The sequence below is a fragment of the Oryzomonas japonica genome (assembly GCF_008802365.1).
Classification (GTDB): domain Bacteria; phylum Desulfobacterota; class Desulfuromonadia; order Geobacterales; family Pseudopelobacteraceae; genus Oryzomonas; species Oryzomonas japonica.
Genome location: NZ_VZQZ01000001.1, coordinates 23734 through 50657 on the forward strand (window position 1 = coordinate 23734; position 26924 = coordinate 50657).

Consider the following 26924-nt stretch of genomic DNA (forward strand, 5'->3'; position numbering starts at 1 on the left):
TGTTAAAAAACTCAGGTTGTTCAAAAATAGTCAGATCGTCGCACCCGCAGAATGCCCTGAGGAGGCGTAGCAGCGCTACGCCGCACGAAAGGGCTTTTGAGGACGGCGGCGAGATGGCTGTTTTTCAACAACCTTCTAAACCTTCTCGATGTTGACGAGGAACGACTTGAATTCCGGCGTCTGGGTGTTGGCGTCCCCCACGAAGGGGGTCAGGGTGTTGGCCAGGTAGCCGCTCTTGGCAACCCCCTTGAAGCCCCAGTGAAACGGGATGCCCACGTGGTGGACGGTCTGGCCGTTCACCGTGAGCGGCCTGATGCGCTTGGTCACCACCGCCACCGCCTTGATGAAGCCGCGGTGGGACCAGACCTTAATCCGGTCCCCGGCCTTGATCCCCTTCTCCTTGGCCAACTCCTCGCCGATCTCCACGAACTGCTCCGGTTGCATGATGGAGGACAGCTTGGTGTGCTTCGTCCAGAAGTGGAAGTGCTCGGTGAGGCGGTAGGTGGTGCCGGCGTAGGGGTACTCCTTCCCCTTGCCGAAGGCCTCCAGATCGCCCTTGAACACCCGCGCCGCCGGGTTGCTGATCACCTTCGGATGCAGGGGGTTGGTGTCGATGGGGGTCTCGAACGGCTCGTAGTGTTCGGGGAAGGGGCCTTCCGCCATCTTGTCCAGGGCAAAGAGCCGTCCCACGCCCTCCGCTTGCATGATGAAGGGGTTCATCCCCTCGGAGGGCGGGGAGTCCGCCTTGAAGTCGGGCACGTCGGGGCCGGTCCATTTGGCGCCGTCCCAGTACACCAGCGTGCGCTTCGGGTCCCACGGTTTGCCGGACGGGTCGCAGGAGGCCCGGTTGTACAGGACGCGCCGGTTGGCGGGCCAGGCAAAGGCCCAGTTGAGGGTGTTGCCCAGGCCCGAGGGATCGGAGTTGTCCCGCCGGGCCATCATGTTGCCTTTTTCCGTCCAGGCCCCCGAATAGATCCAGCAGCCGGACGAGGTGGTGCCGTCGTCCTTCAACTGGGCGAAGCCGTCCAGTTGCTGCCCCTTCTTCAGAACTACCTTGGTCGGGTCCTTGGGGTCGGTCAGGTCGGCCAGGGCCTTGCCGTTGTACTCCATGGCCAATTCCTCGGGGGACGGCGCGTGGGGGATCCTGTAGTTCCAGGTGAGGTTCATGAGCGCGTCCGGGAAGGCGCCTCCCTCTTTTTTGTACAACTCCCGCAGCTTGAGGAAGATGCCGGCAATGATGTCCACGTCGGGCTTGGCCTCTCCCGGCGGCTCGGCGCCCTTGTAGTGCCATTGCAGCCAGCGCCCGGAGTTGGTGAGGGAGCCGTTCTCCTCGGCGAAGCAGGTGGAGGGGAGGCGGATCACCTCGGTCTGGATCGTGGCCGGGTCCACGTCGTTGAATTCGCCGTGGTTCTCCCAGAAGCATGAGGTCTCCGTGGCCAGGGGGTCGATCACCACCAGGTATTTCAACTGGGACATGGCCTTGCTCAGCTTGGCCCGGTTGGGGAACGCGGCCAGGGGGTTGAAGCCCTGGCAGACGTAGCCGTTCAGCTTGCCGTGGAACATCAGTTCGAACACCTGGAGCACGTCGTACACCTTATCCAGCTTGGGCAACCAGTCGAAACACCAGTTGTTGTCCCTGGTCGCCGTGTCGCCGTACCAGGATTTCATCAGGCTGACGTGGAACTTGGGATAGTTCTGCCAGTAGGACATCTGGCCGGGTCGCACCGGCTTCTGGGTCCGCTTGTCCACGTAGGCCTGGTAGTCGGTCTCGTTTTCCCGGGGCAGGGTGAGGTAGCCGGGCAGAAGGTCGGACAGTAGCCCCAGGTCGGTGAGCCCCTGGATGTTGGAGTGGCCGCGCAGGGCGTTCATCCCTCCGCCGGCCACGCCCATGTTGCCCAGCAGGAGCTGCACCATGGCCGCGGTGCGGATCATCTGCGATCCCACCGAGTGCTGGGTCCACCCCAGGGCGTACATGAAGGTCAGGGCGCGGTTGGGTGCCGAGGTGGTGGCGATGGTCTCGCATACCTTGAGGAAGGCGTCTTTGGGGGTGCCGCAGATGTTGCTCACCGCCTCCGGCGTGTAGCGGGAGTAGTGCTGCTTGAGCAGTTGCAGCACGCAGCGGGGGTGCTGCATGGTCTCGTCCACCGCCGCAAAGCCGTCCGCCCCGATCTCGTAGGACCAAGTGGACTTGTCGTATTTACGCCCCGGTTCGTCGTAGCCCGAGAACAGACCCTCGTCGAATTTGTACCCCTCGTTGACGATGAAGGTGGCGTTGGTGTAGGCCTTGACGTATTCGTGCTGGATCTTGTCGTGGGAGAGCAGGTAGTTGATCACCCCCCCCAGGAAGGCGATGTCCGTGCCGGTGCGGATGGGGGCGTAGTAGTCGGCCACCGATGCCGAACGGGTGAAGCGGGGGTCCACCACGAGTAATGTGGCGTGGTTGTGGGCCTTGGCCTCGGTCACCCATTTGAAGCCGCAGGGGTGAGCCTCGGCGGCGTTGCCGCCCATGACGACGATGACGTTGGCGTTCTTGATATCAACCCAATGGTTGGTCATTGCACCGCGACCGAATGTGGGGGCCAAACTGGCCACCGTTGGTCCGTGTCAGACTCGGGCCTGATTGTCGAAGGCCAGGGCGCCCAGGCTGCGGATGGCCTTGTGGGTGATGTAGCCGGATTCGTTGCTGGAGGCGGAGGCCGCCAGGAAACCGGTGGTCACCCAGCGGTTGACCGTGACGCCGGCGGCGTTTTTGGCAATGAAGTTCTTGTCCCGGTCGTCCTTCATCAGCCGGGCCACCCGGGTAAACGCCTCGTCCCAAGAGATGCGCTTCCACTCCCTGGAGCCGGGGGCGCGGTATTCCGGGTACTTGAGCCGGTTTTCGCTGTGGATGAAATCCACCAGCCCCGCGCCCTTGGGGCAGAGGGTGCCGCGGTTCACCGGATGGTCCGGATCCCCCTCGATGTGGAAGATCGCCGACTCGGCGTTTTTCGCCCGGTCCCCCAGGCTATGCATGATCAGGCCGCAGCTCACCGAGCAGTAGGGACAGGTGTTGCGGGTCTCGGTACTGCGGGCCAGCTTGAACGTGCGGACCTCGGCCTGCGCTTCGCCGGGTGAAAAACCCAGCATCGCGATGCTGGAACTCCCCAGCCCGCCGGCGGATATTTTGAAAAACTGTCTACGCGTCACTTTCATTGCCACGCCTCCTCTGGTTAGTCGGATACCGAGCATGTTGGTCAACATGCTAATTTTTTTATATGTTACTATTCTATTGCCACAATGGCCAAACATCAACCCCCGGCAAAAATTATTTTGGTCTGAGAAAGGCCAAAATCCCGAGGTTCAGCCCCACGGGACGCCTTTTCCCCGCAGGATACAACAGTAATTCCGGCAATCGGCGCGTAGGGAGGCTTCTCAATAAAATTTTGGTCGATGTCCTCCGTCACGGCGAAGAGGCGCGGACCGGAGAAGCCCCTTCAAACTTATTTCTTGACACTACCAACTTAACGATGTTAATTATGATAACAATATTATTTAGCAGAACATGGACGGGACATCCCATGGGCATAGTTGAACGAAAAGAGCGGCAGAAAGAATCGCTCCGGCAGGATATCCTCGACGCCGCGCGGGAAATCCTGCTTGCCGAGGGACATGCCAAGCTTTCGATGCGCAGCATTGCCAAACGCATCGAGTATTCTCCCACCACGATCTACCTCTATTTCAAAAACAAGGACGAGATTCTCTTCCATCTCTGCGAAGAAGCGCTGGAACGCCAATTTGACGCAATGAGCGCTGCAGCCAGCAACGAATTTTCCCCTTTTCTGCGTTTACGCGCGACCCTGCGGGCCTATATCGATTTTGGCCTCGCCGAGCCGGATCGCTACCAGATTACCTATATGACCGATATGTCCCAGTACGTTAGCGTAACAAGCGTATTAATGGAGGGCAGCTTCGGCAATAAACTGCTTGAACTGGTGCGTCGCCAGTTGCATGACGTGCTCATGGAGTCGGGGGCTCCCCTAGACCCGGAAAGCGTCTTTCAGGCGCTCTGGGCCCATAGCCACGGCATAGTGTCGCTGTTGATAGCTTGTCCCGACTTCCCCTGGGTTGAACGGGACAAGCTCATTGAAACTACCATCGATATGAGCTTGAAGGGTTTACTACGCTGACCCGTTGCAGCACGATTTTTTTTACCCAACAACTTAACACTGTTCATTTGATTCACGGTGCTAATATAATCTATTCAACACAAGCTAAAGGAGTCCGTAATGAAAGCAACCGTTCTTATTCTGGCAGGGGTAGTGGCCATGACGCTCCCGGCCTGCTCTTCAGGTAAAAAAAACGATCAGAGCGTGAGTGCGCCGATACCGGTGAAGGTCGGCACACTGCACCAACAGGAAGATCAAGAGACGGTGTCGGTCAGCGGGACCACCGCCTCTCCTGATGCCCCGGCAAATGTCTCGTTCCTCGTCTCAGGGAAGGTGGTCCAGGTCGGCCCGCGGGAAGGGGACTTAGTCAGGAAGGGACAACTGCTGGCATCGGTCGATCCGACCGATTATCGGCTGGCGTTGGCATCGGCCACGGCACAGGTGGAGATGGCCCGGGTAGCCTGTGCGCGCGCCGAGGATGAGCATCGGCGGATGAAGATGCTGTACGACTCGAAGAGCCTGGCACCTAACGATTATCAGAAATTCAGGTCCGCATTCGAATCCGCCCGGGAACAGGTGGAACAGACCGTTGCTTCGGAAAAACTCTCCCGGAAGCACCTTGCCGACGCAACGCTCCACGCGCCGGTCACCGGGTTTATTGCCAAACGGTCCGTAGAACCGGGCGAGATGGCGAGTCCGGGGCGACCGGTCTTCGAAATCGTCAAGCTGGATACCATAGAAATCAGTGTGGGGGTGCCCGAGACCGATGTGCGCCTCGTCCGTGCTGGACAGAAAGCCACCATCACGCTGCCGGCATTGCCAGGGCGGTCGTTCGAGGGGACCGTGCGTCTCGTGAATGTTTCCGCCGACCCCACCACGCGCACCTTTATGACCCGTATCAGCGTTCCGAACCAGAAACACGAACTCAGGATAGGTATGGTTGCAGAAGCGCATATTCTTGGTGATAGGAAGGTCAAGGTGCTGACCATGCCGGTTGATGCGATTGTACGCGACCCGCAGGGCGCCACGATGGTCTACATCTACTATCCCGCCCAAAAACGGGCGTATGCCAAGCGGGTTGAAACCGGCGCCATATACGGCAATGAGATCGAAATCAAGCAGGGGCTTGCAGGGAACGAGTCCATCATCCTTGCCGGCCAGGAACGTCTTCGGGACGGCGCCTCTGTTTCCGTAACAGCGGCTGATGAGATTCCCGGAAAGACGGCTCCTACCCTTGAGAAGGGGGCGCGATAATGAATCTGGCCAAGGTCTCATTACGCTACCCGACCGTAACCGTCATCCTCGCGGCTATGCTGGTTATCATCGGCGTTCGCGCTTTCCTTGTCATGCCCCGCACGGAAGACCCCGCCATAACAATCCGCACAGGATTGGTGCTGGCCCTCTATCCGGGCGCCACCTCCGAACAGGTGGAAAAACAGGTAACCAAGACCCTCGAGAAACATATTTTCAAATTTCCCGAGGTCAGGAAGGGAAAAACCTATTCAACAAGCCGCCCCGGCTTGGTCGCCATCAATGTCGAGCTTGAAGATCGCGTGAAAAATGCCGATCAATTCTGGGCCAAGCTACGCAATGAACTGAACGAAACCCGGGCCACGGAACTGCCCGATGGCGTGCGCGGCCCCATTGTCAATTCTGATTTCGGCGATACGGTCGCCATGCTTATCGCCGTGCACGGGAAGCGTTACGGCTACCGGGAGTTGCGCGATTATGTGGACCGGATTCAGGATGAGCTCCGCACGATCCGTGATATCGGCAAGCTGGCCACCTATGGCGGCCAAAGCGAAGAGATCTGGATCACCAGCAGCCTTGAGCGGGTCTCCCAGTATTTTGCCGACCCGGCCCGGGTTGTCCAGGCGCTGCAACAGCAAAACATCATTGCCGGTTCCGGGAATTTCGAGGCGTCCCAGGCCAAGATACCCCTGCGCACGACCGGTTTTTTTACTGCTGAAGAACAGATCCGCAGGACCATGGTCGATGTATCCCGAACCGGACAGCCGGTATACCTGCGCGACTTCGCCACGGTCGAGCGCCGGTATCAGGACCCCACATTCCTGGTGCGCCACGATGGCGAGCCGAGCATACTCCTCTCCGTGGAGATGCAAAAAGGGAAAAACATCGTCCAGCTTGGGGAGCAGATCGACCACGTAATCACCCGCTTGAAAAGTGCCCTGCCGCCGGACATCCAGCTTGAACTGATCGCCAATCAGCCGGCGGTCGTAAAAAGCCGCATGACGAGTCTGAGCCATGAATTCCTGCTGGCAATCGGTTCCGTGATCCTCGTGACCATTATCCTCCTGCCGATCCGGGTTGCCGTAATCGCTGCACTGGCCATACCCATCACGCTGTGTGCGACCCTGGGGGTCATGAACGCCCTGGGCATCGCCCTGCACCAGGTATCCATCGCCGCCCTGATCGTGGTACTCGGGATTGTCGTGGATGATGCCATTGTCATTGCGGACAACTATGTGGAGCTTCTTGACCGGAAGGTGCCGAAAGCCGAGGCGGCCTGGCGTTCGGCCACCGACGTGGTGGTCCCGGTATTCACGGCGACGATTACGATCATCTTCTCATTCCTGCCGCTCCTCATCCTCAGCGGGTCGGTCGGGGAGTTTATCAGAGCGCTGCCGCTCACGGTCGCCATCGCCTTGACGGTTTCCTTCATCGTGGCGGTGCTGCTCACTCCTATACTCTGCCGGTTTTTCATCAAAAAGGGGCTGCACGACCACGAAAACGGGGAAGCAAAGGAGACAAAAAAGAAGTTCAGCGTACTGGACAAACTCCAGGCCGGCTACAAAATCCTGATCGCATGGTTTATGGCGAAAAAGCGGTTTGCCGTACTGCTCGGCGTTGTTGCCTTTGCCGTGGGTATCGTTCTCTTCGGGACCGTGCGCGAGCAGTTTTTCCCCTCTGCCGAGCGCAACCAGTTTGTCATCGACGTCTGGATGAGCCAGGGTTCCCGGATCGAGAGCACGGATGCGGTAATGCGCCGCATCGAGAAACACCTGGCGAGCCAGCCCGAAATAACCCACTACGCCAGTTTCACCGGGCAGAGTGCCCCGCGTTTTTACTACAATGTCAATCCCCAGTTGCCGGACGCCGCCTATGGCCAGTTCATCGTCAACACGAAGTCTGTCGAAGCAACGCCGCTGCTCGTTAACGAACTGCGAACCAGTCTGGCAAAGCTGGCCCCCGAGGCGCTGGTCATCGTCAAGGAGTTGCAGCAGGGGGAACTGCTGGAAGCCCCGATCGAGGTCCGCATCTCCGGCGATGACATCGGCGAACTGAAGCGCCTTGCTTCCCAGGTCGAAACGATCGTTTCCGCCGTCCCGTATGCCCAGTTCGTCTACAATGATTTTTTCAACGATTCCTGCCTGGTGGATGTGAATGTCAATAATGAACTGGCAAACCGGCTCGGCATAACGAATTCCTCCGTATCCCGGCTCTTGAGCGGAGCCCTTGACGGCGGGCCGGTCAACACGTTGTGGGAAGGCGACCGGCCGGTGAGCATACTGCTTCGCCTGGACCAGGGTTCCCGCACATCCTTCGCCGATGTGCAAAACGCTTACATGACCTCCCAGCTTACCCATGCCAGCGTGCCGCTCCACTCCATAGCGACCCTCCAGCCCGAGTGGCAGACCAGCAGGATTGTCCGCCGCAACGGTGTGCGAACCATCACGGTACGCGGTTTTGTCAAACAGGGGTGGTATGCTTCCGACCTGTTGAAAACGGTCCAGCCGCAAATAAAGGCCATGCAGCTTCCGGCCGGATACCGGATTGCCTATGGCGGAGAGGTTTCCAATAGCGAGCAAACGCTTCCAGAGATGACGGTGGCCCTCGGGATCAGCCTTCTGGCAATTTTCTTGGTCCTTCTCGTGCAGTTCAGAACCATCAGCGAGCCGCTGGTCATCATGTCGTCAATACCGTTGGCTCTGCCCGGTGCGGTGCTCGGCCTGCTACTCACCCACAACCCCTTTGGTTTTACCGCCTTCATGGGGATGATAAGCCTCTGCGGCATCGTGGTGCGTAATGCCATCATCCTGGTGGACTACATCAAGGAAAAGATTGCCGAGGGGCAAACCATCGAACAGGCGGCAACGGAGGCTGGGGAGCGACGCCTGCGCCCCATATTTCTGACAACCATGGCCGCAGCGGTGGGGGTGACGCCTATGATCCTTTCCGGGTCCAGTCTCTGGAGCCCCCTGGCCAGCGTTATTGCCATCGGCTTGATCTTCTCCATGTTCTTTACGTTGCTGGTCGTGCCGGTTCTGTATGTGATCGTCAAATCCAGAACGGGTAAACCGGTTGCTCCTATCGTTGCTTTGGCCGTGGCCGGCCTGTTGAGTATCGGCACGGGACTGGCCTCGGCGGAGCAAGTGAAACTCACACTGCCCGAAGCTGTGGATCTGGCACGGAAGCAAAATACCGCACTGAAGATTTCCCTGGCAAAGGTTCAGGAAAATCGGCAGCGCATCACTTCGGCCCGGGCGGACTATTTCCCCCGGCTGTCAAACTCGACATCATATGTCGGCGTTTCTGACCAGGAACTGGTCACCATACCTGCCGGCAGCCTGGGAAACGTTCCGGGGGTAGGGCCCTTCCCTTCTAAAACCACATCGCTCAATCAGGGGTCCTCTGCCACGCTGCTCAGCAATACGACCTTGAGCCAGCCGCTAACCCAGCTGTTCAAAATCCACGAGGCCAATAAAATCGCGGCAGCGGACCAGCATGTTGCGGAATGGGACGCAAAAAAGTCGGAACAGGAGATCATCCTTGGAGTACACCAACTCTATTACGGCGTGTTGATCGCCCAAAAACAGAAAGAAGCGGCGCAGGCGGCACTGGCTGCAACACAGGAGGGCGTGCGGGAAAGCGAGGATGGCGTCAGAGCCGGCAATTTGCTCGATGTTGCGGCAGCGGGCAGCCGCGTACAGAGCCTCCAGAGCAGGCACTCGCTCCTGGCCGCTGAAATACTGATAACCGATTTGACGGCGGAACTGAACGACCTTATGGGGCTGGCGCCGGATACTGAACTGATCCTGGCGGAGGTGGATGGCCCCCCACCCGTTCCGCAGCCTCTCTCCCAGTATCTCCAGGAAGCGCTCTCCCATAATCCGGAGCTGCAGGCGGCGAAAGTTTCCGTGGTAAAGGCCGACCATGCCGTGAACGCCGCCCTTGACGAATATATCCCGGACATCAGTCTGTTTGCCCGCCACACCTATCAGGATGGCGTGCCGTTCCTGGCGCACAACATCGGGACATTCGGCGCGCAGTTGACGTGGAATATATTTGATTGGGGGAACCGCCGCGGTGTCGTTGGCCAGCGCAGGGCGCAGATGACCCAGGCCGAAGAGAACGTGAAACGGCTGGAGCAGCGTGTCACGGTTGATATCACCAAGGCGTACCGGAAACTGGACCAAACAAGGATGATGGTGGATGTGGCCAGGGAAGCGCTGCAGCTCAGAAAGGAGCAGCAGCGCCTGAGCGCCAACCAAGTGAAAGCCGGTGCCACTACAAGCGCCCGTTACGCCGAATCGGCTGCCGCAGTCGCAAAGGCTGAGATGGAAGAACTTCAGGCGACGTTGGGGTATCGCCTTGCCCAGGCGGAACTGGAGCGGATCGCCGGTACGTTTAGTTATTAAAGAAAGAGGCGACGAACGGCGGGATACGTTCGGAAGCTTTCATGCAGCGAACACAGCAAAGGGAGTTAGCCCACGGGTTAACTCCCTTTGCTGTTACTCATCGTTCTGAATGAAAAACGACTTCAACCGGGATGCTAGATATCGAGATTCACCACATTGAGCGCATTGGTTTCGATGAAATCGCGGCGCGGTTCCACTTGGTCGCCCATCAGGATGGTGAATATTTCGTCCGATTCGACGATATCCTCGATCTTGACCTGGAGCAGCACACGGTTTTCGGGGTTCATGGTCGTCTCCCAGAGTTGCTCAGGGTTCATCTCACCAAGACCTTTGTAGCGCTGGATGGCAAGCCCCTTCTTTGCCTGCTCCAGGAAGAAGGTGAGCAACTCTTCGTGGTTGCTGGTCTCGAACAGGAGTTTTCCCCCTTCCTGTTGTTCGAAAAAGGCGTGGCCGTCAGCCATGGTCTCGATCACGCGGCGATGGTTATCGACCAGCAATTCGTATTCGTGGGTCGAAAGCACGGACAACACCTGCTGGTCAATGACGGCGCGGATATTGCCGATACGGAAGGTGATCCGATCCTCCTCCACCTGATAGTCGGCGCCGGTGGAGAGTGCCTTCATGGTATCAAGGTACGGCTCCAGGGCGGTAAGCTCTTCCAGGTCAGCCGGCACATTGCTGCGGATGATGAGCGAGAGCAGGTCGCTGGTAATCCCCTTCTTGACCACCTTGTCGAAGATGGCGCGGTTTTCGATTAACTGCTTGATGACCGGAATAATCTGTTTCCCGATGTAGGTCCGGTCCCCCTTCTCCAGGCGCAGGGTCAGGTCCTCGGCCCCCTCCTCCAGAAGGAAGTTCTGCATCGCCGCTTCATTCTTCAGGTACATCTCCTTCTTGCCGCGTTTTACCTTGTAGAGCGGCGGCTGGGCGATGTAGAGGTGACCGCGCTGGATCAACTCCTGCATGTTCCGGTAGAAGAAGGTCAAAAGCAGGGTCAGGATGTGGGACCCGTCCACGTCGGCGTCAGTCATGACGATGATGCGGTGGTAACGGAGCTTGGAAATGTCGAAGTCTTCCTTGCCGATGCCGGTGCCCAGGGCCGTGATCAGGGTGCGAATCTCCTGGGACGAGATCATCTTGTCGAAGCGCGCCTTTTCCACGTTGAGGATCTTCCCCTTGAGGGGCAGGATGGCCTGGAACTTCCGGTCGCGTCCCTGCTTGGCCGAACCGCCGGCGGAATCGCCCTCGACCAGATACAGTTCGCACTGGGCCGGATCCTTTTCCTGGCAGTCGGCCAGTTTGCCCGGCAGGCCGCCCATATCCAGGGCGCCCTTGCGGCGGGTCAGGTCGCGGGCCTTGCGGGCCGCTTCCCGGGCCCGGGCCGCCTCGATGGACTTCTCCAGGATCCGTTTGGCGATCTGGGGGTTTTCCTCCAGGAACTGGGCCAGTTTGTCGTTCAGCAGGGTCTCCACGTACCCTTTGACCTCGGAGTTGCCCAGTTTGGTCTTGGTCTGCCCCTCGAACTGGGGCTGGGGAATCTTGACCGAGATGACGCAGGTCAGTCCCTCCCGCAGGTCGTCGCCCGAGATGGTCACCTTGGCGTTCTTGAGCAGGTTGTTGGCCGCGGCATAGCTGTTCATGGTGCGGGTCAGGGCCGCCTTGAAGCCCGCTAGGTGGGTACCACCCTCATGGGTGTTGATGTTGTTGGCAAAGGTGAAGACCTTCTCGTCGTAGGAGTCGTTGTACTGCATGGAGACCTCGGTCTCCACACCTCCCTTTTCACCCTTGATGTAGATCGGCTTGGGGTGCAGCGGCGTCTTGTTGCGGTTCAGATACTCAACGAAGGAGTTGATGCCCCCCTCGTAATAGAATTCGTGGGACTTGTTCTCCACCCGTTCGTCGGTGATCTTGATCCTCACGCCGGCGTTGAGAAAGGCCAGTTCCCGAAGCCGCTGGGAGAGCACGTCGAAGGAATATTCGGTGGTCTCGAAGATCTCCTCGTCCGGCATGAAGGTAACCCTGGTGCCGCGCTTCTTGGTCTCGCCGGTTATCTCCAGCGGCGCCTGGGGATCGCCCCGGCGGTAGGATTGGCGCCAGACCTTGCCGTCGCGGCGGATTTCCAGTTCCAACCACTTGGAGAGGGCGTTGACGACCGAGACCCCGACGCCGTGCAGACCGCCGGAGACCTTGTAGGAGTCGTTGTCGAACTTGCCGCCGGCGTGCAGCACGGTCATGACAACCTCTGCCGCGGACCGGCCTTCACCGGCATGCATGTCGGTAGGGATGCCGCGGCCGTTGTCCACCACCGTCACCGAGCCGTCGGTGTTGATGGTCACGCTGACATTGTCGCAGTAACCAGCCAGGGCTTCGTCGATGGCATTGTCCACGATCTCGTACACCAGATGGTGCAGACCTGCGCTGGATGTGGAACCGATGTACATGGCCGGGCGCTTGCGCACCGCAGCCAACCCTTCCAATACCTTGATGCTGTCGGCGCCGTATTCTTCTGAAGCGGTTTGTGTCATGTTTGCCTGTTCACTCATGCGATTCATTTCCCTCAAACGTCAGATTGCCGTCTTCCACACGGAAAACGGCGCAGTGTGCAGCAGCGCCCAACAGGGCGGGTGATCGTTCCGTTGTCGTGATAAACACCTGGATCTCCCGGGAGAAGAGAAAATCCATCAAGTTTTTGTTCCGGCGGGCATCGAGCTCGGAACTCATGTCGTCCAGCAGCAAGAGCGGCGGCTCTTGGAAAATGGCCTGGAGATTGTCCACCTCGGCCATCTTCAGCGCCAGAACGAAACTCTTCTGCTGCCCCTGTGAACCGAAGCTCTTCAGCGGCCGGCCATCCAGGCAGAGCATCAGGTCGTCCCGATGGGGGCCGGCCGTTGTCGTGCCGTAACGTTCATCGCTCCGGGCATGCCGGGCGAACAGCTCCAGCAGTTGGCCGCGGATGATTTCCCTCTCCTCCGCCTGCACCCCTTCGGGCTGGTAGCCGATGCCTGCCGTCTCCTTCTCCCCGGAGATGGTGGCATAGTGGCGTTGCAGCATGCCGTTGAGTTGCGCCACGTAGCGCAGGCGCCGTTCGATGACCTCAGCCCCCGCCTCGGCTAGTTGCTCGGTCCAGGTATCCAGGCCGGTCCGGTCGGCACTCTTCAGGAGATGGTTGCGCTGCTTGAGAATCCGGTGATAGCCGTGCCAGCTATGCAGGTAACCGATATCCCCCGTGTAGACGGCCCGGTCCAGGTAGCGTCGCCGCGCGTCGGGCCCCAGCCTGACCATGCCGGTGTCGTCGGGGGAAAAGACCACCGCATTCAGCCTGCCGTGCAGGTCCGATGCCCGTTGAATCCCCTTGCCGTCCACCTCCACCCGGCGGCCGGCCGCCTCCAGGGTCAGCCTGATGCGGTTCAGCGTTCCGGCCGACTGAACCTCGCCCTGAATCTGGGCTATCTGCCGGTCATGCCCGATGAGTTCGGGAAGACGGGCCGTTCTGAAGGAGCGGGGACTTCCCAGCAGGTAGATCGCCTCCAGCAGGTTGGTCTTGCCCTGCCCATTGAGGCCGTACAACAGGTTAAAGCCTGTGCCGGGGCTGATGCGAACCGCACCTATATTCCGAAAACCGGCAACCGCCAGGTGTTTGAGCAGCATCCCGCTCTGCCGCTAGAGTCTCATGGGCATGATCACCGCAAGAAAGCTATCCGAACCTTCCGGCACAATGATCGAGGGGGAGAGTTCATCCCGGAATTTCATCTCCACGCTTTCGGTTTCGGCCACGGCCAGCACGTCCAGGAGATAACGGGCATTGAACCTGACGGAAATGGGCTCGCCGTCGTACGCTACGTCGATATCCTCCATGGCGTCGCCCAGTTCGGGGTTGCTCGAGGATATCTTCACGCCGCCGGAAGATATCTCCAGCATGATCCCCTTGAATTTTTCGCTGGAGAGTATGGCCATCCTGCGGACGGAGTGGGTAAAATTTTCCTTGTCGACCGTGACGATGCGATCGTTGGCCGCGGGGATAACCCGGTTATAATCCGGGAACTCGCCGTCAACCAGACGCATGACCATGTAGGAATCGCCCCGCTTGATCACCGCGCTGTTGTCCATGAAGCCGAACATCAGGGTGCCGCTGTCCTCGTCGGTGATCTTTTTCATCTCGTACACGCCTTTTTTGGGGAGGATGACCCCCTTCAGGAGTTCTGGGCCGGCTGTTCCCTTGAGGGCTCCGGTGGCGATGGAGAGGCGGTGGCCATCGGTGGCAACCATTTTGAAAGCGTTTTCGCCGTTTTCGTTAACCTCGACCTTGGCGAATATGCCGTTTAAGTTGTATTTCGTCTCGTCGGTGCAGATGGCGTAGGATGTCTTTTCGATCATGCCCTTCAGCAGGGCGCTCTCTATCTCGAAAAGGTTTTCTTCCTTGATTTCGGGAAAATAGGGGAATTCGTCGGGAGAAAGCCCCACGATGTTGAATTTCACCTTGCCGCATTTTATCTCGACCCAGTCGTTGTCCTTTGTTGAGAAGACGATGGCCTGGTTGGGGAGTTCCTTGACGATCTCGTACAACTTCTTGGCCCCGACCGTGATCTTTCCGGGTGTCGTGACTTCGGCGGGGTAGGTGCTCTTCATTCCCACCTCAAGGTCTGTGGCGGTTACATGCAGCGAGGAGCCTGTTGCCTCCAGAAGGACATTCGACAGAATCGGCATGGATGTTCGTTTTTCAACGATACCCTGAATCTTTTGCAGCGACTTGAGGAACAGTTCCTTATCGATTGTAAATTCCATCTGGCACTCCTTACAGGAAAAGGTTTTGTATTTAATCTTTAAACCTTTGTTGTTTATTGTTGGTCCTGTTGATATGGGTAAAACCGTGCAACACGACGATCTAGCGGAATAATTTCTATTTCAGCCCTGTTGACAACTTCAGGACGCAGGACCCGGTTATCAACAGTACGACGGTTATGCACAGATATCCACAATTAGTTAACAGGGTTGTCTCATTTCAATATTCCCTGCCTGATATCGTCGACAAGTTTGAAAAATTTCTGATCGTCGTGCAGCGCCTTGTCGATTTTCTTGGTGGCGTAGATGACGGTTGAGTGGTCCTTGCCACCGAACTTCGAACCGATGTCGGGGTAGGAGGCCTTTGTCATGTCCCGGCAGAGCCAGATGGCGATTTGACGCGCCTGCACAAGGTTTTTCTGCCGCTTTTCCGATTTCAGGTCGGCTATCTTAATAGCGAACTGGTCCGCCACCGCTTTTTGTATCAATTCTATGGTGATCTCTTTGCGCCGGTCACCCAGGATGTCCTTGAGGCTTTCCTTGGCCATCTCAAGGGTAATGGGGATGTTCTGCAGGCTGCTGTAGGCGCCGAGCCTGATCAGCATGCCCTCCAGTTCGCGTATGTTTCTCGTATCGCTGGAGGCGAGAAAGTAGGTGACATCCTCGGGAAGACGTATCTTGGTCACTTCCGACTTTTTCTTGAGAATGGCTATCTTGGTTTCCAGGTCGGGAGGTTGGATATCCGCGATCAGCCCCCATTCGAAACGTGAGCGGAGACGCTCCTCCAGGTCCGATATCTCCCGGGGGAACTTGTCGGAGGTGATGACGATCTGTTTGTGGGCCTCGTGGAGGGCGTTGAAGGTGTGGAAAAACTCCTCCTGGGTCCCTGTTTTCCCTGATATGAACTGAATATCGTCGATAAGGAGCACATCGACATTCCTGAACAGGTTTCTGAATATATCCATCTTCTTGAGGCGAAGGTGGTTTACCATCTCGTACATGAACTTTTCTGCCGAGCAGTAACAGACATTCAACGAGGGCGATGTGCTGCGGATGGTGTGGCCGATGGCGTTCAGCAGGTGGCTTTTGCCGAGGCCGACGCCACCGTAGATGAAGAGCGGGTTATAGGTATCGGCCGGATTGTTGGCCACGGCCATGGCGGCTGCATGGGCAAAATGGTTACCGGTGCCGCTGACAAACAGGTCGAAGGTGTATTTTGAATTGAGGGGGGTAACGGTGGAATCCAGCTGGGCGCTCTTCGCCTGTTCAGCCTCTTCCTGGTGACCCTTGATGATGAGATCTTCCGCTAAAAGGGTTTCGGACTCGCTGTTATGGTCCCTGACCACAAAGGAGAGAGAGAGGTTATGCCCCGAGGTGACCGTCAGTGCGCCGAGGATGACCTTCTGATAGTTTTCTTCCAGCCAATCCTTGAAAAAAGATGTGGGAACGGAAAGATAGACCGTATTGCCATCGTGGTGGCTGTAATTTACCGGCTTGATCCAGGTGGCAAAATCTCGCTCGGAAAGAACTTTTTCCAGATTTTCGGCGGCTTGTTGCCAAGCTTCATGCATATTCACATCACATTCTCATTATCAAAAGGGTGGAGGTTAGTGGGGTTATCCACAATGGTCGCATGTGACAGATTACCAATGGTATGAAGTGCTTTTACGTCGCGGACCCTTATGAATATCAACAGTTATCAACATGATTTTCAACACCTGTTGATAACTTATACCATAACTAAATCAGATGTTTAAACATACTTTGCTGAATATTCAGGACTTTTTGAGCTAATGCAGATTAACAGAGGCGGGGTCATTTTTCAAGGCAAATCACTTGGAAGTGGTTGTTCGGGACGAGTAATAATTTTCTTGACAATTTCAAGGTGATATGGTTAAAAACTCATTTCCTGATACAATTATTCAGAGGAGCTACGATATGAAAAGAACATTTCAGCCCAGCAACACCTCTCGCAAGCGTACCCACGGCTTTTTGGTACGCATGTCCACCAAGAACGGCCGTCTCGTGATCAAGCGCAGAAGGGCCAAAGGCCGTAAAAGTCTGTCCGTTCGCATTGCTGCCAAGTAATACTTGTGGGAGAGTGGAGTGCCGGTGTTTTCCAAAGTCGGCACGACTGAGAAAGCGTTTGGAATTCCTCAGGCTTTTGAACTCTCCCCACAAGTTTGCCACCAAGGGGTTCCTCGTTGTCTGGCAGGAAAACGACGGCAGTCAGGCGCGCCTGGGGGTCACGGTCAGCAAAAAGGTCGGCTGCGCCGTGGTTCGCAACAGGATCAAGCGGTATACCAGAGAAACATTCAGGCAGATGCGGCTCTTTCTACCGTGCGTGGATTTGAACGTCGTGGCACGGCGCGAGTCTGCAATGATGGATTTCGGCGCTGTTCGACGAGAACTTGAAAAGGCCTTCAGGCATATCGGCATATCCCCATGCTCAAGCGCATTGCGCTCATCGTAATCAGGCTGTACCAGAAGCTGCTATCGCCGCTTCTTCCGCAGACCTGCCGGTTTTATCCCTCCTGTTCCGAGTATTCCCGCGAATCAATTATACGGTATGGTGTTGTCAGGGGCGTTTGGCTTACCCTGATCAGGCTTTGTAAATGTCACCCCTTTCATCCGGGCGGGTTCGATCCGGTACCTTAATCAAGAGAGCACAACTGGAGCTTTTATGGAAAAGCGCGCATTTCTGGCAGTCATTCTTTCGATAGCGGTTTTCTACGTTTTTTCCATGGTCTTCGGACCGGGAAAAACACAAATCCCGCCTAAAGCCACCCCCACAGCAAGCTCTGCCACGCCAACAGCGGCCCCGGCTGCTACGACGCCGGCACAGCCGGCCCCGGCAGCGGCCGGAACCCCCGCGCCCACCCCGGCCGTTGTCAAGGACGTGACCGTGGAGACCGGCCTCTACACGGCGGTCTTCTCTTCGCAGGGCGGAAGTCTCAAGAGCCTTACCCTCAAGAAGTACCGCGAGCAGAATACCCCCGCCGCCAGTTCGGTTGCGCTCGGGACTCACGCCGATCCCTCCCTTCTCAACTTTTCCACCAGGGGGGCCGGGTTCAACCTCCCGGACGGCACCGTATTCGTGCCGGATACCAGCGCCATTACCCTGACCGGCGGCGAGAGCCGGCAACTGACCTTCAATTACGTGTCCGGTCAAGGGTTCACCGTGCGTAAGGTCTTCACCTTTGCGGGGGACACCTACGGCATCAAGCTGGACACCCAGGTGTTCAACAACTCCGCTGCGCCCCTGGTCGGGACCATCCAGCAGGTGATGACCTATCCGGCGGAACATAAGGTTAAGGACAACCGCCTCGATACGGCCGGCTCCTACCTCTACTCGGACAACAGCCTCAAGGCGGACAAGGCCAAGGACGTGGCCGGTGCCTCGAAGAAGTATGACAAGAGCATCCTCTGGGCCGGCTTTGCCGACAAATATTTCCTGAGCGCCATCCTTGCCGAGAAGGGGAGCATCGCTTCCGTTGAATTGAAAAAGAACGCCGCCGGATTCCTGGAATCCATCGCCTCGGCCCCGCAGTTCACGATCAATCCGGGACAGGCGGCCACGGTAACACAGAGGCTGTTCGTCGGCCCGAAGGATCTCGATATCCTCAAGGCCCAGGGCAGCTCGCTGGAACAGTCCCTCGATCTGGGGTGGTTTACGGTGATTGCCAAGCCGCTCCTGTATACCCTCAAATTCTTCTATCGCTACGTGGGCAACTACGGTATTGCCATCATCATCATCACCATTATCCTCAAGGGGATCTTCTTCCCGCTGACCCACAAGAGTTACAAGTCCATGAAGGGGATGCAGAAGATCCAGCCGGAGATGAACAAGATCCGCGAGAAGTACAAGAACGACCGGGACGCCATGAACAAGGCGGTCATGGAACTGTACCGCGACCACAAGGTCAACCCGTTGGGGGGCTGCCTGCCTATGGTCGTCCAGATTCCGGTGTTCTTCGCCCTCTACAAGGCGCTCATGTCCTCCATCGAGCTGCGCCATGCGCCGTTCTTTTTCTGGATCACCGACCTGTCCGACAAGGACCCCTATTACATTACCCCGGTCATCATGGGGGTCACCATGTTCGTGCAGCAGAAGATGACCCCCTCCCAGATGGACCCGGTCCAGCAGAAGATGATGCTGGCCCTGCCGGTGGTATTCACCTTCATGTTCCTGAGCTTCCCCTCCGGCCTGGTCCTGTACTGGCTGGTGAACAATATCCTGACCATCGGCCAGCAGATGTACATCAACAAGCTGGTCAAGGATTGACGGACGCCGTGGGTTACGGCACAATCGAAGCGCCCTTGCACAGCACGGGCGCTTTTTGCTTTTAACAAACGGTTGGAATGCTCAGGTTGTTCAAAAATAGTCAGATCGTCGCACCCGCAGAAAGTTCTGAGGAGGCGTAGCAGCGCTACGCCGCACGAAAGGACTTTCGAGGATGGCGGCAAGATGGCTGTTTTTCAACAACCTCCCTAGGACACCTTCATGGACTACATCGCCGACCTGCATATCCATTCCCCCTATTCTCGGGCCACCAGCCCGGCGAGTGACCTTGCCGGCCTGGCCGGTTGGGCGCGGGTCAAGGGGATTCAGGTGATCGGCACCGGCGACTTCACCCACCCCGGCTGGTTCCGCCGCCTCAAGGAGGAGTTGGAGCCTGCCGAGCCGGGCCTGTTCCGGTTGAAGAACGAGGCTGCCGTCGCCTCGCCGCTGCCGGGGGTGACCTCCCTTGCCGGCCCGGTGCGGTTCCTCCTCTCAGCGGAGATCAGCAGCATCTACAAGCGCCACGGCGTGGTGCGCAAGGTCCACAACCTGCTCTACGTGCCGGACTTCGCCTCTGCCGAGCGGCTGAACGCCAAGCTGGCCGGCATCGGCAACATCGAGTCCGACGGTCGCCCCATCCTGGGGCTGGACAGCCGCAACCTGCTGGAGATCCTGCTGGAGCAGGCGCCCGAGGGGTTTCTGGTGCCGGCCCACATCTGGACCCCCTGGTTCTCCCTGTTCGGCTCGAAATCCGGCTTTAACGCCATCGAGGAGTGTTTCGACGACCTGACGCCCCACATCTTTGCCCTGGAGACCGGGCTCTCCTCCGACCCGGATATGAACCGCCTGATATCGGGTCTGGACCGTTTCGCCCTGATCTCCAACTCGGACTGCCATTCCCCCGCCAAGCTGGGGCGAGAGGCCAACCTCCTGGCCACCGACCTCGATTTTTTCGCCCTGCGGGACGCCATCAAGGGGAACCGGCGGGAGACCTTCCGCGGCACGGTGGAGTTTTTCCCCGAGGAGGGGAAGTACCACGCCGACGGCCACCGGGCCTGCCATGTCTGCCTCGACCCCGTGGAGTCCCGCCGGCTCGGATTGCGCTGCCCGGTCTGCGGCAGGCCCCTGACCATTGGGGTCTACCACCGGGTGATGGAACTGGCCGACCGGGAGCAGCCGCTCTACCGGGAGGATTCGCCGGAGGTGTTCAGCCTCATTCCCCTGCCCGAGGTGCTGGGGGAGATCGTTGGGGCCGGGCCGGCCTCCAAGGGGGTCATGGAACAGTACCGCCGCACCATCGGGCGGTTCGGGTCGGAATTCAACCTGCTGCTGCACGTCCCCCTGGACGAGATCCTTCACGCTTCGCCGGTCCTGGGAGAGGCCGTGGGGCGGATGCGCGCCGGCCGGGTCATCCGCCAGCCCGGTTTCGACGGTGAGTACGGTGTAATCAGGGTCTTCGAAGCGGGGGAGGCGGAACAGTTGGCCGGTCAGGGGAGTCTGTTCGGTGATGGCCCGGCGCCTCGCCGCCGGAAAAGGAAGACCGAGGCCGTGGCGCTCCCGGAATTCGGTACTCCCTCGGTGCCCGTGGACGACGCCCCGGCGGCAACCCCCGGCCCCAACCCGGAGCAGACGGCCGCCGTCGCCTCCACGAGCCGCCATATCCTGGTGGCGGCCGGGCCGGGGACCGGCAAGACCTCTACCCTGATAGCGCGCATCGCGGCACTGCTGGCGGCGGGGAACGATCCGGCCGGCATGGTGGCCGTCACCTTTACCACCAAGGCGGCCGATGAGGTGCGCGAGCGCCTATTGAAACAGGTGGGTGGGGCCGGCGAGGCGGTCTTCGTGGGGACCTTTCACAAATTTTGCCTCGACCGGCTCCGTCGTGAAGCACCGACGCTGGCGGTGGTTGGCCCGGAGGACCGGGAACGCCTGTTCAAGCGTCTCTTCCCGGAACAGGGCGTGACGGAGCGCAAACGCCTTGGCGAGGAATTGGCCGATTATTTTGTCCAACCGGCTGGCGAGGCCTCCGGTGCCATCCGGCGTTATCTCGACGAGCTGGACCGTCTCGGCGCCCTGGACCTGGATGCCGTTGTCCCGGTGTTCACCCAGCGGCTGAGCCGGGAGCCCGAGTTGCGCCAGCGGGTCTGCAACCCGGTGGAGCACCTGTTCGTCGATGAATTCCAGGACCTGAATGCAGGCCAGTTCGAACTGGTCAGCATCCTGGCAGAACAGGCCCGCGTCTTCGCCATCGGCGATCCCGACCAGGCCATCTACGGCTTCCGGGGGAGCGACCCGGAGTTTTTCTTCCGTTTCGGCGGCATGGCCGGTGTCGAGCAGATTTCCCTGAGCCGTAACTACCGGTGTCCCGCCCCGGTCATCGCCGCGGCAACGGCGGTCATCGCCCATAATGGCCGGCGCAGCGGCCTGCCCCTGGTCGCCGCTTCCGGGCGACGGGGCGGCATCGAACTGCACACCGCGCCATCCGGGGCGGCCGAGGCCGAATTCATCGTGCGCCGCATCGAGGAGTTGCTGGGGGGCATCGAGCATTTTTCCATCAATTCCGGCCGGGGCGGCGATGGCGGAACGGGAAGGGGCTTGAGCTTCGGCGACATCGCCGTGCTCTTTCGCCTCGGGCGGCAGGCCGAAGAGATCTCTGCCGCCCTGGAGCGGCGCGGCATACCGTTTCAGCAGGTCGGGGTGAGCCCCTTTTACCTTGCTGCGGAGATCCGGCAGGCCTATTATTGGGTGCAGGCCGCCGCAGGGTCGGAGACCATCGCCGATTGGCTGCACCTAGCGAGTGCCCTTCCTGGGATCGGAGCGGCCAGCATCGGTCGCATGGAGGCGGCACTCCCCCTGACGGGGGATTTCTTCGCCTCCCTTGCCCCCCTTGAACTGCCCCAGGCGCTACGTGACGGTATCGTTGGCCTGGAACGGGCCCTGGCCCGGTTCCGTACCGTGGCGATCCGTAGCGGCCTTGCTGCGGCGTTGCTCGACGTGCTGCCGTTCCTCTCCCTGGACCCGGCCCATGCCGCCGCCGTGAGATTCCTGGACCTGGCCGGCAGTTTCGGCCATGATCTGCCGGGTTTCGGCAGCCACCTGCGTCGCTACGCCGAAGCTACGGTCTACGACGAGCGTGCCGAGGCTGTGGCCCTTATGACCCTGCATGCCGCCAAAGGACTGGAGTTCCCGGTGGTCTTCCTGACCGGCGCGGAGGAGGGGTTGCTCCCCTGTACCCTCTGGCGTGACGTGGATACGGAGGAGGAGAGGCGGCTGTTCTACGTCGGCCTCACCCGCGCCAAGGAGTGGCTGCTTCTGACCGCTTCCGCCGCGCGTCCCTGGGTCGGCCCGTCTCCCCGGCAACTCTCCCGGTTCATCGCCGAGATACCGGGGCCGCTGCTGTCGGCCGCGAATGCCGGCCCAGTCAGGAAGGTGAAGGGCGCGAAGGACCCGGGCCAGATGGATCTGTTTTGATGCCACGAACGGAACAAGGACGTAGCCATGTATATTGAGGATACCATCGCTGCCATCAGCACCCCCCAGGGTGAGGGGGGCATCGGCATCGTGCGGGTCAGCGGCAGCCTTGCGGAGGCCATCGGCCTGCGGCTCTTCCGTTTTTGCACGGGTGCCGCTTTTGCCAGCCATTTTTTGCACTACGGCGCCGTGGTGGCTCCCGATGACGATGCGGTACTGGACGAAGCCATGGCGGTCCTGATGCGGGCGCCCCGCTCCTACACCCGCGAGGATGTGCTGGAACTGCACTGCCATGGCGGGATGCTGGTGGTGGAACGGGTCCTGACTGCGGTTTTGGCCTGCGGCGCGCGCCTGGCCGAACCGGGTGAGTTCTCCCGCCGAGCCTTCGTCAACGGCAGGATCGACCTGGTGCAGGCCGAGGCGGTCATGGACGTGATCGCCGCCAAGACCGAGGCGTCCCTGGCCCTTGCCCAACGCCAGCGGGCCGGAGCGCTCTCCGAGCGGATTGAAACCATTCGCCGTGCCCTGACGCGAAGTCTGGCCTTTGTGGAGGCCTCCATTGATTTCCCCGAGGACGATATCGGCGAGACCGACACCGTTGCCCTGCGGTCGGGGGTCAGCGATGCTTTGGACGATATCGGCGGCCTGCTGGCCGGTTTCGACGAAGGGCGCATCCTCAGGGAGGGGATTTCCGTGCTGATCGTCGGCAAGCCGAACGCCGGCAAGTCCAGCCTGCTCAACCGCCTGCTCAAGGAAAACCGCGCCATCGTCACCCATGTCCCCGGCACCACCCGAGATATCATCGAGGAGACCGTCAATCTGGGCGGATTGGCGGTCCGTCTGTTGGACACGGCGGGTATCCGCCACACGGATGATGTTGTGGAACGGGAGGGGATCAACCGCGCCCTGGGCAAGATCCCCCTGGCGGACCTGGTGCTGTTCGTCCTCGATTCGGCGCGGCCGTTCAGCGACGAAGACCGGCTGATCTTGGATGCCGTGCAGGGGAAAACCACCATCGTGGTTTTGAACAAGAGCGATCTCCCTCCGGTCATCGATCTGCCGCCGACTGTGGGGGAAATGCCCCGCGTTGCCTTGTCCGCCGGTACCGGTACGGGCATCGACGATCTGCGTGAGGCGATCCGCACGACCTTTCTGCATGGATCGGCCCTGGACAGCCGCGAATTCGTGGCCATCTCCCGGGTCCGCCATCGCGATGCCCTGGCCTCGGCCCGTTCTGCCCTCCACCGGTTTCTCTCCGGATTGGGCGAGGGGCGCGAGTTGGAGACCCTGGCCATTGATCTGCGTGATGCTCTGTCCGCGGTGGGGCAGGTTACCGGAGAAACCACGACGGACGATATTCTGGACGTGGTCTTTTCGTCATTTTGCATAGGAAAATGATGCCCATGTTTCACGTGAAACATGGCGAGGGCTTGAATCTGTGACGTCTCCATGCCTCCGCTGGTCCGGAAGGCCTCTGCCTTTGCGTCTCAAGAGTTTGTGACGATCGGGCAGAGGGCGGGCCTCGTGAGTGGGCTGGAGCGATACGACGATGTGCGGGCTTCGGTTTTCCGGTCACTACGGCATTCCGGCATCACGGATTCTGGCATGTTCCACGTGAAACATAGTGAGGGCTTGAACCCGTGACGCCTCCATGCCTGCGCTGGCCCGGAGGGCCTCTGCCTATTTATTTTAAGAGGTTATGGCGATCAGGTGGAGGATGGGCCCGGTGAGTGGGCTGCTACGGCACGGCGGCGTGCGTGCCCCGGCTCTTCCAGATACTACGGCATTCGGGCGTCACTGATTCGGAGAGGATATCGATGCACTGTTATGAAACCATATACGATGTGATCGTGGTCGGGGCCGGCCATGCCGGCTGCGAGGCCGCCTTGGCGGCAGCCCGCATGGGCTGTTCCACGCTGCTGTTGACCATCAACCTGGATGCGGTTGCGCTCATGTCCTGCAACCCGGCCATCGGTGGCCTTGCCAAAGGCCATTTGGTCAAGGAGATCGATGCCCTCGGGGGGGAGATGGCCAGGAACATCGACGCCACCGGCATCCAGTTCCGCATCCTCAATACCCGTAAGGGACCTGCGGTGCGCGCCTCGCGCGCCCAGGCCGACAAACAGCTCTATCGGCTGCGCATGAAGCGGATACTGGAACAGCAGGACAACCTGTATCTCAAGCAGGGTGAGGTGACGGGACTCTATCTGGAGGGCGAAGAGCTGCGGGGCGTTGATACACGCTCCGGCATCCGCTTTCTCGGCAAAACGGTCATTTTGACCACCGGCACCTTCATGCGCGGTCTGATCCACATCGGCCTGACCAACTACCCGGGCGGCAGGGCGGGGGATCTCCCCTCGGTGGGGCTTTCCGACCAGCTCGGGCACCTCGGTTTCCAGGTGGGGCGGCTCAAGACCGGCACCCCGGCGCGCCTAGACGGGCGGACCATCGACTTCTCACGGTTGGAGCCCCAGTATGGCGATGATCCGCCGGCACCATTCTCCTTCTCCACCGAGCGCATCACCATGCCCCAGGTGCCGTGCCACATCGCCTATACGAACCCGCGCTCCCACGAAATCATCCGCTCCGGCCTAGACCGTTCGCCGCTCTACGCCGGGGTCATCGAGGGGATCGGACCCCGTTACTGTCCCTCCATCGAGGACAAGGTGGTGCGTTTCCCCGACAAGGAGCGCCACCAGACCTTTATCGAGCCGGAGGGGCTGGAGACCGTTGAGGTTTATCCCAGCGGTATGTCCACCTCGCTCCCCATCGACATCCAGATACCGTTTTACCGCTCCATCGAAGGGCTGGAGCGGGTGGAGATCATGCGCCCGGCCTATGCGATTGAGTACGATTACGTGGACCCGATTCAGTTGCGCGCCTCCCTGGAGACCAAGCTGATCCGCAACCTTTACCACGCCGGCCAGATCAACGGCACTTCGGGGTATGAGGAAGCCGCCGGGCAGGGGCTGATGGCTGGCATCAATGCCGCCCTGCGGGTCAAGGGGAGGGAGCCGTTGGTGCTGGGACGCAGCGAGGCCTATATTGGGGTGATGATCGACGACCTGGTTACCCTAGGGACCAAGGAGCCATACCGCATGTTTACCTCCCGGGCCGAGTACCGCCTCTTGCTCCGTGAGGACAACGCCGATATGCGCCTGCGCGAGAAAGGGCATGACGTCGGCCTGGTGCGGGACGAACTCTTCGGGCATTTTCTGCGGAAGCGGGAGATGGTCGCCGCCGAATACGAACGGATCTGCTCCGGGCGGTTGGCCATGAATGACCGGGAACAGGAATTTCTGGCCCTGCATGGCCTGGGTGATATCCAGAAGGGGACCTCTCTCGAACATTTGCTCAGGCGTCCCGAGATAACCTATAAGGAGCTGGCGGAATTCGACGATGTTTCACGTGAAACACCGCCCGAGGTTCGCGAACAGGTGGAGATCCAGGTAAAATACCGGGGGTATATCGAACGGCAGCTTGATCAGGTGGAACGTGCGCGCAAATTGGAAGGTACGCCGTTGCCCGAGGGAATGGATTATTTTTCGGTCAATGGGCTCACGACCGAAGTCCGCGAAAAGCTGGCCAAGAACCGTCCCGACACCCTGGGGCAGGCTTCGCGCATTCCCGGTGTGACGCCGGCCGCCATCTCGGTGCTGTCCATAGCCTTGAAAGCCAAAGGCGGAAAACAGAGCGGCCAGGAAGCCGGGCCGGAGGAGATGTGATCCGCCACGCACTGGAACAGGGGGCACGGGAGATGGGGCTGGAAATTTCGGAGGAGAGTCTCCAGGCCTTTGAACTGTTTGCCGATCAACTCAAAAAGTGGAATCGCAAAATCAACCTTACCGCCATCATCTCCGATGATGAGATAGCGGTGAAGCACATCATCGACGCCCTGATGTTTGCTGGTTGCGTCCGTGACAACGAGCGGGTGCTTGATATCGGTTCCGGGGCAGGGGTGCCGGCCATCCCGTTGAAGATCGTCAAGCCCTCGGTCCCGGTAACCTCCGTGGATGCGGTTGGGAAAAAAATCCTCTTCCAGCGGCATGTGGCCCGCCTCCTGAAATTTGACGGCTTCGAGGCCATACACGGGCGGGTTGAGGAATTGTGCGGCACCCGCGGCCACGGTTTTGACCTGATAACCTCGCGGGCCTTTTCGCGCCTGGAACAATTTGTCGGGCTGGCCGCACCGCTCTTGGCCGGAACCGGGCGGTTGATCGCCATGAAGGGGCCGGGCGTTGCCGATGAAATCAAGGCGGATGAAGAACGCCTCGCCGCCCTGGGGTTCGAAATCGTGTCGGTCACGCCCTACCGGCTGCCGCTCAGCAAGGGAGAGCGTAACCTGATCGAGATTATACCTCGTAAAGCCGCTTGAAATGGGCGTTTGAGAGATGAAATTCCAAAAATTGCCGCTGACGCCATTTTAAGGTTCTATCCATATATGTGGTTGCCTTGGCTGCCAAAACGTTTTCTGGGGCAAATTTGGCCGCCCTGTTCCTGAAAGCGCCGGAAAGGGGCCTTTTGGCATAGAATGAAGTTGCAGACGGGCCGATTCTGCACTAAAGTGACAGTAGTAGGCAGTACTTT

At 59.4% G+C, this 26924-nt stretch carries 16 protein-coding genes; 11 read left to right on the top strand and 5 right to left on the bottom strand.

Annotated elements, in window-relative coordinates; genetic code table 11:
• Positions 1–135: 135 nt before the first annotated feature.
• The gene (gene fdnG, locus F6V25_RS00145) at positions 136–3288 is read right to left on the bottom strand and encodes a formate dehydrogenase-N subunit alpha (RefSeq protein WP_476739182.1); all 3153 of its coding nucleotides are present in this window, start codon (positions 3286–3288) and stop codon (positions 136–138) included.
• A 269-nt stretch (positions 3289–3557) separates the two neighbouring features.
• Here fdnG and F6V25_RS00150 point away from each other — a divergent pair, with 269 nt between their 5' ends.
• The 3 genes from F6V25_RS00150 (at position 3558) to F6V25_RS00160 (ending at position 9805) form a co-directional block, all read left to right on the top strand.
• Complete coding sequence (locus F6V25_RS00150) at positions 3558–4166, top strand: TetR/AcrR family transcriptional regulator (protein ID WP_191966027.1); 609 nt, start codon at positions 3558–3560, stop codon at positions 4164–4166.
• A 99-nt stretch (positions 4167–4265) separates the two neighbouring features.
• Positions 4266–5399 carry an efflux RND transporter periplasmic adaptor subunit gene (locus tag F6V25_RS00155; RefSeq protein WP_151126111.1) on the top strand — a complete coding sequence of 378 codons (1134 nt, stop codon included), beginning with the start codon at positions 4266–4268 and terminating at the stop codon, positions 5397–5399.
• The gene (locus F6V25_RS00160) at positions 5399–9805 is read left to right on the top strand and encodes an efflux RND transporter permease subunit (protein ID WP_151126112.1); all 4407 of its coding nucleotides are present in this window, start codon (positions 5399–5401) and stop codon (positions 9803–9805) included. Before F6V25_RS00155 ends, F6V25_RS00160 begins: the two co-directional genes overlap by 1 nt.
• Before the next feature lie 134 nt (positions 9806–9939).
• On the opposite strand, the gene gyrB is transcribed toward F6V25_RS00160, so the two are convergent.
• From gyrB to dnaA, 4 genes are all read right to left on the bottom strand, one after another.
• Positions 9940–12348 carry a DNA topoisomerase (ATP-hydrolyzing) subunit B gene (gene gyrB, locus F6V25_RS00165; RefSeq protein ID WP_191966028.1) on the bottom strand — a complete coding sequence of 803 codons (2409 nt, stop codon included), beginning with the start codon at positions 12346–12348 and terminating at the stop codon, positions 9940–9942.
• Positions 12341–13453, bottom strand: coding sequence for a DNA replication/repair protein RecF (gene recF / locus F6V25_RS00170; RefSeq protein ID WP_151126113.1), 1113 nt, complete (start codon positions 13451–13453; stop codon positions 12341–12343). The genes gyrB and recF overlap by 8 nt, the downstream gene beginning before the upstream one ends.
• 12 nt (positions 13454–13465) lie before the next feature.
• Positions 13466–14587 carry a DNA polymerase III subunit beta gene (dnaN, locus tag F6V25_RS00175; RefSeq protein WP_151126114.1) on the bottom strand — a complete coding sequence of 374 codons (1122 nt, stop codon included), beginning with the start codon at positions 14585–14587 and terminating at the stop codon, positions 13466–13468.
• Positions 14588–14799: 212 nt separating this feature from the next.
• Complete coding sequence (gene dnaA / locus F6V25_RS00180; RefSeq protein ID WP_149308529.1) at positions 14800–16155, bottom strand: chromosomal replication initiator protein DnaA; 1356 nt, start codon at positions 16153–16155, stop codon at positions 14800–14802.
• 367 nt (positions 16156–16522) lie between these two features.
• On the opposite strand from dnaA, the gene rpmH reads away from it, so the two are divergent.
• The 8 genes from rpmH (at position 16523) to rsmG (ending at position 26712) form a co-directional block, all read left to right on the top strand.
• Positions 16523–16672, top strand: coding sequence for a 50S ribosomal protein L34 (gene rpmH / locus F6V25_RS00185; protein ID WP_149308211.1), 150 nt, complete (start codon positions 16523–16525; stop codon positions 16670–16672).
• A 13-nt stretch (positions 16673–16685) separates the two neighbouring features.
• Entirely contained in the window at positions 16686–17057 is a 372-nt protein-coding gene (gene rnpA / locus F6V25_RS00190; protein ID WP_275095073.1) for a ribonuclease P protein component, read from the top strand.
• Positions 17030–17242, top strand: coding sequence for a membrane protein insertion efficiency factor YidD (gene yidD, locus F6V25_RS00195; protein WP_149308215.1), 213 nt, complete (start codon positions 17030–17032; stop codon positions 17240–17242). The genes rnpA and yidD overlap by 28 nt, the downstream gene beginning before the upstream one ends.
• A 25-nt stretch (positions 17243–17267) precedes the next feature.
• Positions 17268–18869: a membrane protein insertase YidC gene (gene yidC / locus F6V25_RS00200; RefSeq protein ID WP_151126116.1), complete on the top strand. Its 1602-nt coding sequence runs from the start codon at positions 17268–17270 to the stop codon at positions 18867–18869.
• Positions 18870–19088: 219 nt separating this feature from the next.
• The gene (locus F6V25_RS00205) at positions 19089–22337 is read left to right on the top strand and encodes a UvrD-helicase domain-containing protein (RefSeq protein WP_151126117.1); all 3249 of its coding nucleotides are present in this window, start codon (positions 19089–19091) and stop codon (positions 22335–22337) included.
• Positions 22338–22364: 27 nt separating this feature from the next.
• The gene (mnmE, locus tag F6V25_RS00210) at positions 22365–23735 is read left to right on the top strand and encodes a tRNA uridine-5-carboxymethylaminomethyl(34) synthesis GTPase MnmE (RefSeq protein WP_151126118.1); all 1371 of its coding nucleotides are present in this window, start codon (positions 22365–22367) and stop codon (positions 23733–23735) included.
• Positions 23736–24154: 419 nt separating this feature from the next.
• A complete protein-coding gene (gene mnmG / locus F6V25_RS00215) occupies positions 24155–26062 on the top strand; it encodes a tRNA uridine-5-carboxymethylaminomethyl(34) synthesis enzyme MnmG (protein WP_191966030.1) in 1908 nt (635 codons plus the stop codon).
• The gene (gene rsmG, locus F6V25_RS00220; protein ID WP_246166913.1) at positions 26059–26712 is read left to right on the top strand and encodes a 16S rRNA (guanine(527)-N(7))-methyltransferase RsmG; all 654 of its coding nucleotides are present in this window, start codon (positions 26059–26061) and stop codon (positions 26710–26712) included. The genes mnmG and rsmG overlap by 4 nt, the downstream gene beginning before the upstream one ends.
• Positions 26713–26924: the final 212 nt, after the last annotated feature.

Coding starts and splice junctions, on each gene's coding strand:
- F6V25_RS00150 (WP_191966027.1), top strand. CDS start 3,558: ATGGGCATAGTTGAACGAAAAGAGCGGCAGAAAGAATCGCTCCGGCAG.
- F6V25_RS00155 (WP_151126111.1), top strand. CDS start 4,266: ATGAAAGCAACCGTTCTTATTCTGGCAGGGGTAGTGGCCATGACGCTC.
- F6V25_RS00160 (WP_151126112.1), top strand. CDS start 5,399: ATGAATCTGGCCAAGGTCTCATTACGCTACCCGACCGTAACCGTCATC.
- gyrB (WP_191966028.1), bottom strand. CDS start 12,348: ATGAGTGAACAGGCAAACATGACACAAACCGCTTCAGAAGAATACGGC.
- recF (WP_151126113.1), bottom strand. CDS start 13,453: ATGCTGCTCAAACACCTGGCGGTTGCCGGTTTTCGGAATATAGGTGCG.
- dnaN (WP_151126114.1), bottom strand. CDS start 14,587: ATGGAATTTACAATCGATAAGGAACTGTTCCTCAAGTCGCTGCAAAAG.
- dnaA (WP_149308529.1), bottom strand. CDS start 16,155: ATGCATGAAGCTTGGCAACAAGCCGCCGAAAATCTGGAAAAAGTTCTT.
- rpmH (WP_149308211.1), top strand. CDS start 16,523: ATGAAAAGAACATTTCAGCCCAGCAACACCTCTCGCAAGCGTACCCAC.
- yidD (WP_149308215.1), top strand. CDS start 17,030: ATGCTCAAGCGCATTGCGCTCATCGTAATCAGGCTGTACCAGAAGCTG.
- yidC (WP_151126116.1), top strand. CDS start 17,268: ATGGAAAAGCGCGCATTTCTGGCAGTCATTCTTTCGATAGCGGTTTTC.
- F6V25_RS00205 (WP_151126117.1), top strand. CDS start 19,089: ATGGACTACATCGCCGACCTGCATATCCATTCCCCCTATTCTCGGGCC.
- mnmE (WP_151126118.1), top strand. CDS start 22,365: ATGTATATTGAGGATACCATCGCTGCCATCAGCACCCCCCAGGGTGAG.
- mnmG (WP_191966030.1), top strand. CDS start 24,155: ATGCACTGTTATGAAACCATATACGATGTGATCGTGGTCGGGGCCGGC.